General features: G+C 44.7%; 11 protein-coding genes and 1 riboswitch. Of the genes, 1 reads left to right on the top strand and 10 read right to left on the bottom strand.

Going from position 1 to position 13,808, the window contains the following annotated elements; translation table 11 throughout:
• Positions 1-7: 7 nt before the first annotated feature.
• The 5 genes from ligA to DH10bf12_RS09165 form a co-directional block, all read right to left on the bottom strand.
• Positions 8-2,020 carry an NAD-dependent DNA ligase LigA gene (gene ligA, locus DH10bf12_RS09185; RefSeq protein ID WP_471735030.1) on the bottom strand — a complete coding sequence of 671 codons (2,013 nt, stop codon included), beginning with the start codon at positions 2,018-2,020 and terminating at the stop codon, positions 8-10.
• A 12-nt stretch (positions 2,021-2,032) separates the two neighbouring features.
• Positions 2,033-4,252, bottom strand: a complete 2,220-nt coding sequence (pcrA, locus tag DH10bf12_RS09180) for a DNA helicase PcrA (RefSeq protein WP_471735029.1) — start codon at positions 4,250-4,252, stop codon at positions 2,033-2,035.
• 60 nt (positions 4,253-4,312) lie between these two features.
• Complete coding sequence (gene pcrB / locus DH10bf12_RS09175) at positions 4,313-4,990, bottom strand: heptaprenylglyceryl phosphate synthase (RefSeq protein ID WP_471735028.1); 678 nt, start codon at positions 4,988-4,990, stop codon at positions 4,313-4,315.
• Between the two features lie 361 nt (positions 4,991-5,351).
• A complete protein-coding gene (locus DH10bf12_RS09170; RefSeq protein ID WP_322422454.1) occupies positions 5,352-5,669 on the bottom strand; it encodes a YerC/YecD family TrpR-related protein in 318 nt (105 codons plus the stop codon).
• Between the two features lie 76 nt (positions 5,670-5,745).
• Entirely contained in the window at positions 5,746-7,485 is a 1,740-nt protein-coding gene (locus tag DH10bf12_RS09165; protein ID WP_471738216.1) for an adenine deaminase C-terminal domain-containing protein, read from the bottom strand.
• Between the two features lie 328 nt (positions 7,486-7,813).
• Here DH10bf12_RS09165 and DH10bf12_RS09160 point away from each other — a divergent pair, with 328 nt between their 5' ends.
• Positions 7,814-8,134, top strand: coding sequence for a helix-turn-helix domain-containing protein (locus tag DH10bf12_RS09160; RefSeq protein ID WP_471735027.1), 321 nt, complete (start codon positions 7,814-7,816; stop codon positions 8,132-8,134).
• A gap of 58 nt (positions 8,135-8,192) precedes the next feature.
• Here the strand turns inward: DH10bf12_RS09160 and DH10bf12_RS09155 are convergent, their stop codons facing one another.
• The 5 genes from DH10bf12_RS09155 to purM form a co-directional block, all read right to left on the bottom strand.
• Positions 8,193-8,339 carry an anti-repressor SinI family protein gene (locus DH10bf12_RS09155; RefSeq protein WP_471735026.1) on the bottom strand — a complete coding sequence of 49 codons (147 nt, stop codon included), beginning with the start codon at positions 8,337-8,339 and terminating at the stop codon, positions 8,193-8,195.
• Between the two features lie 33 nt (positions 8,340-8,372).
• Positions 8,373-8,470, bottom strand: a riboswitch (cyclic di-GMP riboswitch).
• Between the two features lie 513 nt (positions 8,471-8,983).
• The gene (gene purD, locus DH10bf12_RS09150) at positions 8,984-10,240 is read right to left on the bottom strand and encodes a phosphoribosylamine--glycine ligase (RefSeq protein WP_471735025.1); all 1,257 of its coding nucleotides are present in this window, start codon (positions 10,238-10,240) and stop codon (positions 8,984-8,986) included.
• A gap of 315 nt (positions 10,241-10,555) precedes the next feature.
• Entirely contained in the window at positions 10,556-12,088 is a 1,533-nt protein-coding gene (gene purH, locus DH10bf12_RS09145) for a bifunctional phosphoribosylaminoimidazolecarboxamide formyltransferase/IMP cyclohydrolase (protein ID WP_471735024.1), read from the bottom strand.
• Positions 12,085-12,675 (bottom strand): phosphoribosylglycinamide formyltransferase, encoded by a 591-nt coding sequence (gene purN / locus DH10bf12_RS09140; RefSeq protein WP_471735023.1) that lies wholly within the window; start codon positions 12,673-12,675, stop codon positions 12,085-12,087. The genes purH and purN overlap by 4 nt, the downstream gene beginning before the upstream one ends.
• Positions 12,668-13,702, bottom strand: a complete 1,035-nt coding sequence (gene purM, locus DH10bf12_RS09135; protein WP_471735022.1) for a phosphoribosylformylglycinamidine cyclo-ligase — start codon at positions 13,700-13,702, stop codon at positions 12,668-12,670. Before purM ends, purN begins: the two co-directional genes overlap by 8 nt.
• Positions 13,703-13,808 lie beyond the last annotated feature (106 nt).

The raw sequence follows: 13,808 nt of genomic DNA, 5'->3' as shown, positions 1-13,808 counted from the left end.
GTAACTGCTACACCTCTTGTTTTGTGATTTCTGCTACCAGCTGGTCTTCATCCCATACCGGTATATTTAAGTCCTGGGCTTTAGTAAGCTTTGAACCGGCATCTTCTCCGGCAATTAACAAATCCGTTTTCTTGCTGACACTGCCTGTTACTTTTCCGCCAAGCAACTCAATTTTCTCTTTTGCGTCCCCGCGTGTCAATTGAGCCAATTTACCTGTAAGAACAATTGTTTTACCTGCAAATGCTGAATCGATATCTTCTGCTTTCTTTTTCACAGGTCCGGTATAAGTTAAGTTAACGCCGTTTTCACGAAGTTCCTCAATCAGTTCGAGCACTTCTTCGTTCTCAAAGTATGTGACGATTGCATCGGCCATTTTGTTACCAATTTCATCAATTTGACACAATTCTTCAGCTGATGCTTCTTTCAATGCATCAACATGTCGAAAATGCTCAGAAATGGTTCTGGCTGCTTTTGCCCCGACATGACGGATGCCCAGTCCAAACAGCAGCTTCTCCATTGAATTACTTTTAGATGCTTCAATGGCATTCAGCAGATTATCGGCTGACTTTTCACCCATCCGCTCTAGTCCAATTAATTGATCTTTTGTCAGACGGTAAAGGTCTGCTACATCCTCGATCAGCCCGCTCTGATAAAGTTGGGCGATGACTTTTTCACCGAGCCCGTCAATATTCATCGCGTTCCTTGAAACAAAGTGAGTCAGTCCTTCCTGCAGCTGAGCAGGACATTTCGGGTTCAGGCAGCGCAGTGCTACTTCCCCTTCAAGACGTTCGAGCTCGCTTTCACAGGCCGGACAATGTGTTGGCATGTGGAATTCTTTTTCTTGACCAGTACGTTTGTCTGTAATCACACTGACAACTTCAGGAATAATATCCCCTGCTTTTTTAATGACGACATGATCACCAATGCGGATGTCTTTTTCACGGATCAGGTCTTCATTGTGAAGCGAAGCTCTCTGCACAGTGGTACCAGCCACTTTCACCGGATCAAGCAGCGCAGTCGGTGTCACGACACCTGTTCTGCCGATGCTCAGTTCAATGTCACGTAGCACGGTGACAACTTCTTCTGCAGGGAACTTATAGGCAATTGCCCACCTTGGACTTTTCGCCGTAAAACCGAGCTCTTCCTGATGATCAAGCGAGTCCACTTTTATGACAATGCCATCAATATCATAGGCGAGGTCAGCTCTTTTTTCAGTCCATTCATGAATGTATTCCATCACTTCTTCAATAGTGCTGCACATTTTCCGTTCAGGATTTGTTTTCAGTCCCATCTCATCAAGCAGCTTCATCCCTTCGCTTTGAGATCTGACACCTGTATCACCAGGATCACCGATCGCATAAAGGAAGATATCAAGGTTTCTTGAAGCTGCGATACGCGGGTCAAGCTGTCTGAGTGAACCCGCCGCTGCATTTCTGGGATTTGCAAAAAGTGCTTCCTCTTTCTTTTCTCTTTCTTCGTTGAGCTTCACAAAAGAGGACTCAGGCATAAAAGCCTCACCGCGGACTTCGATGGAAAGCGGCTTTTTTAACCTGAGTGGAATTGACCTGATTGTCTTAAGGTTCGCTGTAATATCTTCCCCGACAGAACCGTCTCCTCTTGTAGCCCCCTGAACAAATAGTCCGTCTTCATATCTGAGAGAAACTGCAAGGCCGTCAATTTTGAGCTCGCAGCTGTACATCGCACTGTCCCCGGCTACCTCTCTTACTTTTCGATCAAAGTCTTTAAGATCATCTTCGTTAAAAGCATTACCAAGGCTCAGCATCGATGTACGGTGTGTGACCTTTGAAAATTGCTCCAGCACAGCGCCGCCTACACGCTGTGTCGGCGAATCAGATGTTGCATATTCAGGGTTCGATGTTTCTATTTCTTTTAGTTCATTTAATAGCTGGTCATACTCAGCATCAGGCACTGAGGGCTTGTCCAGGACATGGTATTCATAATTATACTGATTCAGCAGCTCATGCAGCTCCTGTACTCTTTTTTCTATCGTCTGACTCACAGGTTCAACTCCTTATGTCACTTTATTAACAGGCGCAAATTTCGCCAGCAGGCGTTTAACGCCGGTAGGGCTTGGAAATGCAATATCCAGCTCCATAGAATCACCTTCACCCTTTACGCTGACGACTGTACCTGTGCCCCATTTACCGTGCTGTGCTTTGTCTCCAACACTCCAGCCCAGATCACTGCCACCAGTGTTACGCGGTGCAGGGCGTCTCACAGGACCTTTTCTCGGCTGCGGCTTTGAAGGTGAGCCAAAGCTTCTGCTTCCTGAAGAAGTTTCTTTTTTCATCGGCTCTTCAAGCAACTCAGCCGGAATTTCAGCAATAAACCTTGAGACAGGATTCATATTTGTACGCCCGAATAACGTTCTCATCTGAGCATTAGTAATAAACAGCTCTTCTTCTGCACGTGTAATGCCAACGTAAGCAAGACGTCTTTCCTCTTCCATTTCAGCTTCTTCCATCAGTGAGCGGCTGTGTGGGAATACGCCCTCTTCAAGCCCCATCAGGAATACAACAGGGAACTCCAGCCCCTTTGCAGAGTGCAGCGTCATCAATGTGACTGCATCTGAAGGCGAATCATCCTTATCGAGCTGGTCAATATCCGCAACCAGCGCAAGGTCTGTCAGAAACGCAATGAGACTCTTATCATCGCTTGCTTTTTCAAATTCTTTTGTGACAGACAGGAACTCATCAATATTTTCAAGCCTGCTCTGTGCTTCGATTGTCTTTTCAGCCTGAAGCGCTTCACGGTAGCCGGATTTTTCAAGAATATCCTCTACCAGCTCAGTCACTGACAGGTATTCCTGCATCTGTGTAAAGTTCTTAATGAAATCACGGAACTCAAGGACTGTCTTTGCAGCTTTACCGCTTAAGCCGATAAAATCCGCCAGTTCAAGCGCATTGTACATCGACATTTCGTTATCACGTGCGTAGTTTGCAATCTTATCAAGTGAAGTCGTACCGACGCCGCGCTTTGGTACATTAATAATTCTGATCAGACTGATATCATCATCCGGATTGGCAACGAGTCTGAGGTAAGCCAGGATATCTTTGATTTCTTTTCTGTCATAGAACTTTGTCCCGCCGACAATCGTGTACTCAATATTGGACTTCATGAGTACTTCCTCCATGACACGGGATTGTGCATTGGTTCTGTACAGGATCGCAAAGTCAGATGGTTTTCTTACACCTGAGCGGACCAGTTCATTGATCTTACCGGCCACAAATTGACCTTCCCCCTGCTCACTGTCTGCACGGACATACGTGATCTTTTGCCCGCCTTTATTATCTGTCCAAAGGTTTTTTGCTTTACGGTTCGGGTTATTTTTAATGACCGCATTCGCAGCATCCAGTATCTTTTCAGTTGAACGGTAGTTCTGCTCAAGCAGGATCACTGTCGTATTCGGATAGTCTTTTTCAAATGACAGGATATTTGTAATATCTGCGCCTCTCCAGCGGTATATCGACTGGTCTGAGTCACCGACTACACAGAGGTTTTTAAAGCGTGATGCCAGCTGTTTGACAAGCATGTACTGCGCTCTGTTTGTATCCTGATACTCATCCACGTGAATATACTGAAATTTACGCTGATAGTTTTCCAGCACTTCAGGCACACGTTCAAATAAATGAATGGTCTGCATGATCAGGTCATCGAAATCCAGCGCTGAATTCTTACGCAGTCTTTTTTGATATTCAGTAAATACTTCACTGATCGTCTGGTCAAAATAGCTGCCTGCATCCTTCGCAAACTGTTCAGGCGTTGTCAGCTCATTTTTTGCTGAACTGATGGCAGCAAGAATACCGCGCGGATCGAACTTTTTCGGATCCAGGTTTTTATCCTTTAAAATACGCTTGATCACTGACTGCTGGTCGGTGGAATCAAGAATCGTAAAGTTACGGTTGTACCCGATTCTGTCAATATCTCTTCTTAAAATCCTCACACACATGGAGTGAAATGTTGAAATCCATACATCCTCAGCTGCACCGCCAAGTATGCTTCCTACACGGTCTTTCATTTCACGCGCAGCCTTGTTGGTAAAGGTAATCGCCAGAATGTTATACGGCGCTACACCTTTTTCAATCATTAAATACGCGATCCGGTGTGTCAGTACTCTAGTCTTCCCGGAACCCGCGCCTGCCATAATCAGCAGCGGGCCGTCTGTTGCTTTAATTGCTTTTGCCTGCTCAGGATTCATCCCATTCAGCAGACGATCTGTTAAAAATTGCATCGTCGCACCACCTCGAACGTTTGTTCTTATTATAGACCGGATATTTGCATCCGGACAACTTTAATTTAAAACTGTTTTCAATGCTTCTTTTAAATTGCTGTAAATCACATCACCAACTACGATGACGTCAGCGTGAGCCGCCATTTCTCTGGCCTGTTGTTCGCTTTGGATGCCGCCGCCATAGAAAAGGACTGTGTTCCCCAGTTCCCCGCTGACTTTTTTTACAAGCGCCGGATCTCCATATATTCCGCTGTATTCCATATAAAAAATCGGAAGTGAAAACAGGTGCTCAGCCATCCGTGCATAGGCAATCACTTCATCATCACTGATTGCAGCATCTGCTCCCGTCAGTGACGCTGCTTTGCAGTCCGGATTTAAAATGCAGTAGCCTTCTGCAAGAATCTCTTCCCAGTTCATCAGATCGCCATGTTCTTTCACTGCTTCGTGATGAAGTCCCTTAAACCACTTCGGGTCCTCTGTATTTAAAACGGTTGGTATAAAATATAAATCATAGCCCGGGGTAATCGCTTCAAGAGCCGATACTTCAAGTACACACGGAACTGTATATCTGCGCACGCGCGCCATCAGATCGAGCACATTTTCAAGTGTCACACCATCAGAACCGCCAACCATGACTGCATCTGTGCCTGATTCACAAATCTGTTCAAGTGCTTCATCTGTTATTTCTTTATTAGGGTCCAGTTTAAATACATGCTTCCATTCCCGGACATCGTACATCCTAAATCCTCCATTCGAACACTCATTATCCGTACTATTATAGCACCGAAGAAGTGACTCTAAAAGGGATGAGGGAATGATGTTAGAAAGTCGTTAAAAAACCTCCTGAAATGAGTCCCATTTCAAGAGGTTTTTTATAATACTGGCATCTGATCTCTGTTCTAAGCGGACACTTTTCTCTCCGATCAACGCTGTGAATAAAAGTAGAAGCGGAAGGCGGCGACTCCGGACGATTAGAGGGAAGCTGAGACCCCACAGGCGAAGCCGAGGAGCTCAGCAACCTCCGTCCGGAAAGCGTCCGCCTGTAGCGCAGCGAAACGATTAAGAGGGCAGGACACCCGGTCCCACCCCCTCAAGAGTATTACTCTTTATCTTCCCCGCTATCATCACTCTGATGAACGCGTTCAAGGACCATTGCATAGGTATCGTTGCCGTAGTTCAGGCAGCGTTTTACGCGTGAAATGGTTGCGGTGCTTGCACCGGTTTGTGTTTCAATTTTATGATAGGTATTCCCTTCGCGCAGCATGCGTGCTACTTCAAGGCGCTGAGCAAGAGATTGTATTTCGTTAATTGTGCACAAGTCATCAAAGAATCGGTAGGCTTCGTCTTTGTCTTTAAGTGAAAGAACGGCTTCGCATAGCTGGTCCAGTTCCTTCCCTCTTAACTTATCGATTTGCATCAGACAGTTACAGCTCCTTTTAAAAGTATTGCAAGAGCAAACGTGTGCTCAGCTAAAAATAGGACTCTTTTACATTTTAACGCATTATCGTTGGAAAGAGTACCGTTTTCTTTTTCACATCATAGATTCCACGCTGTGTCACTCTTAAATATGGTAGGTGAGTGGAACATAGGAATAACAAAGTATATACAGGATCATCAAACGCATATCCGCATTCCTTCAGCACACTGCGCAGTTTCTTTTCTTCTTTCATTAACACTTCCATCGGCTGATCTGACATAACACCGCCAAGCGGAAGAGGAATCTCATGCAACTGCCTGCCCTGATCGATCAGCACAATGCCCCCGCCTATTTCCTTCATTCTTTTAAATGCAGCGAGCAGATCTTTTTTACTTTTCCCAATCAGTAAAATGTCACCGGTGCTTGAAAATGAGGAAGCAAGTCCGCCCAGGTTACTGGCGAATCCTTTGATCAGCGTACAGATCTTCCACTCTCCATACCGGTCAATGAGCATCAGGAAGCTTTCATCATTATCACGCGGAAGCTCATTTACACTCGCATCTATGGAAACTGAGTACGGCTTTGTAATCACGTTGTTCACCATATCGATCCCGCAAGGCATTGAAAATTGCAGATCATCCGCCTCAAGCTCCCAGTCAATTTTAAGCGGATTAATCTCTGACCAGTCCGGTGTAAACGCTGGTTTCTTTTCTACACCATCTTTCAAAATCCATTTACCTTTTGACATCACTGATTCGGGTACCGGATTTGCCGGATCGCTCAAAATATTTAATGTAGCAAGGCGGCCGGTTGCAATCATCCCCTGCATGTAATCCAGACGATAGTATTTCGCAACCGCATATGAGGCCATATGGTAAGCTTCAATTGGTTCTACCCCCTCATCAATCGCAACCCGGACAAGCTGATCCATAACACCACTCTCATAAAAGGATGGACTTGAGCCGTCAGTTGTCATCATCAGTGAATCAAATGAATGCAGGTTCCGCTCTTTTAACTCTCTGATCAGTTTCGGAAGATCCGGTCGGATTGATGAATGTCTCAGTGTCACTGCAAGTCCCTGCTCAAGACGCTTCCACACATCATCACCTGACATCGACTCATGATCTCCTGTTACACCGAGCAATGCCATTTTCGCAATCGTCTTCTCCGATGCACCGGGTAAATGACCTTCCACTCTCTTATAACGCAGTCTGGCTTCCTGAACCCAGCTCAGTAACAGGTTGTCTCCCCCTGCCAGTTTAGGCCATGAAGTAAGTTCACCAGCCAGTAACACACTAGGGTCATCAAGCCATGACAATACTTCTCCATTTGTAAAAACTTCTTCTTCATTACGCATCTCTGTCTGTGAATCCAGCCTGCTCCACCAGTAATAAGTAAGTGGTGATGTTTTAAACTGCTGCATGAAAGGAAGCGCTTTCTTTTTGTCACATAATAAAAGGAGCATTAAATTATCCTGAATAAAAGTCGTTGTCCCACGCTTTGCTGCATATTCTCCAAAGCTGTGTGGATTATAGAGCTGAAAAGGATGAACATGCGGTTCAATGTAACCCGGCACAATCCACTTATCCTCAAGATAAAGCACTTCAGTTCCATTCTGATTTTCAGGCATGTCGCTCCCTGCATAAATAATTCTATCCTGATATATCCATATATTACCTTTAACCCATTGGTGAAGAACTGAATTCAGGTAATTCGTATCTGCAAGTACAAGATCAGGTGATTTTTTCCCTTCCAAGATGGAAGTGTGGTCTCTTAAATGACTAATCTTCCACGGGAATCTCTGTTCCACTCTCATCACTCCAATAATTCCTCTAAAAGTTTCATTAAGCTTACCATATTTTACGCGTTACCGCACGAAAGAAATGTGTCTTTTTCTTGATTATGTGCATAAATGAACATTATCCTAACAAAATACATTTTTTTACATTATTTTTTTGACTCATGTTTTTTTGCGCACCTGATTAAGCTACACCAGGTGCTTACTGCTCGCCGGCAAATATAAATAAACATTATTTAGATAGAATATTCTGATAAATAATGATAAGGAATCAGTTATTAGTGGTCTTTTTTAGGATGTATGATATTATTTATATAACAATATTTTAGCAAAGAGAGTGATTGTTATGATCGGAGACCGCGTTAAAGCTTTACGAAAAGAAAAGAAAATGTCGCTGACTGAACTGGCTGACCAGGCAGGCGTTGCTAAATCATATATCAGCTCTCTTGAGAGAAATCTTCAAAAAAACCCATCCATTCAATTCTTAGAAAAGATTGCACCAGTACTTGGTGTGACAGTCAACTCTCTGCTCGACCCGGATAGTGATGAAAAAAATGTAGATAGTGAATGGGTGAACCTTGCAAAAACGGCAATGGAATCCGGAATCTCCAAAGAACAATTCAAAGAATTTATAGAATTTAATAAATGGCGGATCAATCAAAAGTAGCCTGTGCAGCATAGTTGCTTTGCACAGGCTACTTTATGAATTACGATCACTTTTACCCTTACCCAACAACTAAATCATTCCTCCTCCAATCGGCAGAACCTGCTCCTTCCAGGAAATCTCTGATATCCTCCACCGGGATTCCTGCTTGTACAGCCTCTTCGATCAGCGCCATCCATTCAACATCTACTTCATTTTTACGACCCATAACATTCCCTCCTAAAATACTTTCTACAGTACTTCAGGCGGCTCAGCCGTCATAGCTCCCTTATCTCTTTATTGGCCTTAGACCCGTTAGCTTTGCGTCCCATTTTTTCAAATGGTTTGCCTTTTTCTGTTCTCTCATAGCGATTGCGGCATCTGGGATTCTCCTAGGGCTTAAAGGTAGTGAATAGGTATAATTTCTGTTATGAACTAATATTACCACCTGGATTATCGCAAATAAATAGTCCTATTTACCTAAATTTTCTGACTTTTTCAACATTAAATTTATGTTACAATGTTTCGTTTGTATTATTTTGCGGAATGCTGGTACGCAGATTGACGGATATGCTGATTTAGTTCGTAATAAGAGATTGCTCTGAGAGATGGATATGCAGTGAGATCTTCCCCGCACACCGGACAAAACCAGGTTTCTCCAGCGCCACTGCTATAAGATGAGCGCGTGCATGTAGGACATTCTTTTCGTACCATTCGATCACCTCTTGTTCTTTATAGAGAATATAAGTATCTTCATTATATGTCAGAACAGATGAATCGCAACTTCCATATAAGCTGCATACAGGTACGAAAAGAATGATTTTCATCTACATACTCTCATTTGCACCAATTTGGTTATACTTACGGAAAATTCTAACTTCTATTTAATCCTTTATTGCCGATATCTTTTCTGTAAAAAAAGTGGTCTGTATGCACCCGGTTTAATGCCTGATATACTTTTTCTCTGGCAGCTTCAACGCTTGCACCGGAGCCTGCTGCAAGAAGCACTCTGCCTCCATCAGATACAATTTGTGCGTTTTTTATTTTAGTACCTGCATGGTAGAAGAACGTATCTGCCTCTAAAACTGGTTGTACAGAATGCTCTTTTTCATAAGCGCCAGGATATCCTTCTGATGCAAGCACCACACCTACGACAGTGTCATCATTCCATTCCACATCAGCTGTTTGATGATTAAGGAGGTTCAGCAGGATCTCTGCAAGATCAGAGTCCATGCGGTGAAGAACCACTTGTGTCTCAGGATCGCCAAAACGCGCATTAAACTCAATCACTTTAGGTCCATCTTCAGTCAGGATTAATCCTGCATACAGAACACCTGTAAAAGGAGTGCCTTCTTTTATCATTGCCTGGACGACAGGCTTTATAATTTCATTCATCGCCTGTTCCTCAGTGGATGATGGCAAATGAGTAACTGGTGAGTATGCACCCATTCCACCTGTATTTGGCCCTTCATCATTGTCATAGGCTCTTTTATGGTCCTGAGCAAGAGCCAATGGAATAATAGATTCTTCATTAACAAGACACATAAATGAAAACTCTTCGCCAGCCAGAAAATCCTCTACGACAATTTTTGCAGAAGATGCACCGAAGCGGTTGTGCTCCAGCATATCTTCAGCGGCTTCAAGCGCCTCAGCTTCTGTCATTGCCACGACAACACCTTTTCCTGCTGCAAGACCATCCGCCTTAATGACAATCGGTGCCCCTTTTTTCTCTATGTAAGCAGAGGCCTCCTGAAAGTTCGTAAACGTCTCATACCCTGCTGTTGGAATACTGTACTTTTTCATTAGCTCTTTTGCAAATGCTTTACTGCCTTCAATTGCAGAGGCTTTTTTAGTCGGACCAAACACTTTCAGTCCCTCTGCTTGAAACAGATCTGTCAGTCCTTCAGCAAGCGGCTGCTCCGGACCGATCACAGTAAGTGCGATATCGTTATTTTTCGCGAAAGTCACCAGCTCCTGCTGTTCGGTTTCATTTATATCCACACATTCAGCATGCGCTGCGATCCCTGCATTTCCGGGTGCACAGAACACTTGTCCGACCGATGCATCCTGATGAAATTTATAGCAAAGGGCATGCTCGCGTCCCCCGCGTCCAACTACAAGTACATTCATTTGTATTCCTCCAATATTCTTCAATTTATTAAATGATAAAAATTATGTTAAAGATGATTGTTTTTTCACAGCTGGTGATTGGAGCGTAAGGGGGCGACTCCTGCGGCAGGAAGGGACAGGTGAGACAGAGCATGGCGAAGCCTGCTGGCTCACCGCCCGGCCGCGGAAAGCGTCCCCCTGAAGCGGAAATCATCAGCCAACCTATAAAGTGATATTCAAAAAGAGCCGGCCTCAAAAAGAAGCCGGCTAAAAATATTCTGTAAGCGGCTTTGACATGGACCTCTTACGCAAATAGAAAAGTTTCACTCATGCTAATTAGTGCTTAAAATGACGTACGCCTGTCATGACCATGGCAATGCCATATTCATCGGCTTTCTTAATGGAATCCTCATCCTTGATCGATCCACCCGTTTGAATAATCGCTGTGATACCGGCTTTAGCCGCTGCTTCAACCGTATCATTCATTGGGAAGAAGGCATCAGAAGCAAGTGCAGCTCCCTGTGCGCGGTCGCCTGCCTGTTCCAGTGCAATCTTAGCTGCGCCGACACGGTTCATCTGACCTGCGCCAATTCCAAGCGTCATATGCTGCTCAGCAACGACGATCGCATTCGACTTAACGTGCTTCACCACCTTCCAGGCAGTTTTCATTGCTGTCCATTCCTCTTCAGTTGGCTCACGCTTTGTAACAACTTTCAGATCCGCATCCTCAAGTGTGTAACGATCCTGATCCTGAACAAGCAGACCGCCTTCAACTGAAGTGTAGATATGTTCATGCTTTAAGTGACGGTCAAACGGAACAGTCAGCAGTCTGATGTTTTTCTTTTTCGTGAGAATCTCAAGTGCATCCTCTGAAAATGCAGGTGCAATCACGATCTCAAGAAAAATATCAGCCAGCTTTTCAGCCGTTTCCTTATTAACACCGCGGTTAAATGCAACAATACCGCCAAAGATTGACGTGGAATCCGCTTCAAAGGCTCTCTGGAAAGCTTCCTGAGGGCTTTCACCGGTGCCTACTCCACATGGATTCATATGCTTTACTGCAACAGCTGCTGCCTGATCAAAGTCTTTTACGATCTGAAGGGCTGCATCAGCATCTTTAATATTGTTGTAAGAAAGCTCTTTTCCGTGGTGCTGGCGCGCATGTGCGATTGAGAATTCAGAGCCGAGCGGATTGCGGTAGAATGCTGCTTTCTGGTGAGGGTTCTCACCATAGCGCAGATCCTGCTTACGCTCATACGTCACCGTGATTCGCTCAGGATTTTCTTCACCAGATTCCTCTGTTAAGTACTGTGCGATATAAGCATCATAAGCTGCAGTATGGCGGAACACTTTTGCAGCAAGACGCTTTTTAAACTCAGGAGATACGCCGCCTGCCTTTAATTCCTCAATGACCTTTTCATAATCCTCTGAATCAACAACCACTGTTAAATATGCATGGTTTTTAGCAGCGGCGCGCAGCATAGTTGGTCCGCCGATATCAATATTTTCAACAGCATCTTCAAATGATACATTAGGCTTTGCAATCGTCTGCTGGAATGGATAAAGATTTACACACACAAGGTCAATCGCTTCAATCCCCTGCTCCTTAAGCTGGCGCTGGTGATCCGGCTGATCCTGCTTTGCAAGAAGCCCTCCGTGAATAGATGGGTGAAGTGTTTTCACACGTCCTTCAAGGATTTCAGGAAAACCGGTTACTTCATCGACACCTTTTACTTCAACTCCATTATCAGCAAGCAGTGTTTTTGTCCCGCCTGTTGAAAGGATTTCATAGCCAAGTGCCTGCAGCTGTTCTGCAAATTCTACGATACCTGCTTTTTCAGATACACTGATTAACGCACGTTTAGTCATTTTGTTTCCTCCAATGCTTCAGCAAATAGCTGATTAAGTGTTTCAGGGTAAAGGCGGTGTTCAATCCCGTGAATCACCTTTTCAATCTCTTCTCTTTCCCAACCATCAGGAATTTTAAATGGCTCCTGTACAATGACAGGGCCTGTATCCATTCCTTCATCCACGTAATGAATCGTGACACCTGTTACTTTCATGCCACTGTCGATCGCCTGTCCGAGTGCATCTTTTCCCGGGAAAGCAGGAAGAAGTGATGGATGGACGTTCACAATACGCTTTGGATAGGCCTGAAGAAGGACAGATCCGATGAGTCTCATATACCCTGCTAATACCAGCCATTCTACTTCTTTTTCATGAAGCATTTCAAGGATTGCTGTCTCGTATTCAGCTTTTGATGAAAATTCTTTCGGACTCAGTGCGCAGACATCAATGCCTAATGCTTCTGCACGATTAACTGCAAATGCACCAGGCTTATCTGTTACAAGTAACACGAGTGAGCCCTTTAATCTGCCGTCGCGAACTGCCTGTGCGATTGCTTCAAAGTTACTTCCGCTTCCTGATGCAAATACAGCAAATTTAATGTCACTCATAGATGGTTACCTTCTTTCCATTTTCAGCTGTCACACGGCCGATCTCAAAGCTCTCTTCACCTGAATCGGCAAGCTTTCTCTGAACCGCTGCTGCGTAATCAGGACGGACGGCAAATACAAAGCCGATCCCCATATTAAATACGCTGAACATTTCCTGATCTGTAAAATCTCCTGCCTTTTGAATCAGATCAAATACCGGAAGCACAGGCCAGCTGTTATTCATTACTTCGATCGATGTACCTTCAGGCAGCATACGTGGAAGGTTCTCATAGAATCCGCCTCCAGTGATATGCGCCATTCCCGTAACTTCACCTGCAGCGAGTGCTGTTTTTACAGCTTTTGGGTACAGGCGGGTCGGCGTCAATAATACTTCACCAAGTGTGTGCTTAAAACCGTCCGGACGATCTGTCAGCTGCATCTGCTTCTGTTCAAGAAGTACTTTGCGTACCAGTGAAAAACCGTTACTATGGATGCCACTGGATGGCAGGCCGATGATGACATCACCCGGCTGAATCGCTTCACCGGTTATGATCTGGCTTTTTTCAGCTGCACCTACTGCAAATCCTGCCATATCGTATTCATCCTCTTCATACATGCCAGGCATTTCAGCAGTTTCCCCGCCGATTAGCGCACAGCCTGAATCCACACACGCATCCGCAATTCCCTTTACCAGCTGCTCAATCTTTTCAGGTTCTGCTTTACCGACTGCAAGGTAATCAAGGAAATACAGCGGCTCTGCACCCTGAGCGGCAATATCATTCACACACATTGCGACACAGTCTATACCAATTGTGTCATGCTTATCCATTGCAAACGCAAGCTTCAGCTTAGTACCGACGCCGTCTGTTCCTGAGATCAGTACTGGTTCTTTATAGTTCAGTGCTGACAGGTCAAACATGCCGCCAAATCCACCGAATGCGCCCATGATACCCGCACGTTCTGTACGCTTAACGTGTTTTTTCATCCGTTCTACTGCTTCGTATCCTGCTTCGATATTAACTCCGGCCTGTTTGTAGGCATCAGACATGAATTGTTCCTCCTTGAATACGCTGTTGGGTCTTAGTATATTGACGTACGATCTTCGTTAAAGGGGGACTTCGCGGCCGGGTGGTGAGCCTGCAGGCTGCGCCATG

It is taken from the genome of Jeotgalibacillus sp. 10bf12 (genome assembly GCF_055597105.1).
Note: the sequence above shows the minus strand (reverse complement) of the source record. Positions and strands in the feature narration are given on the sequence as shown.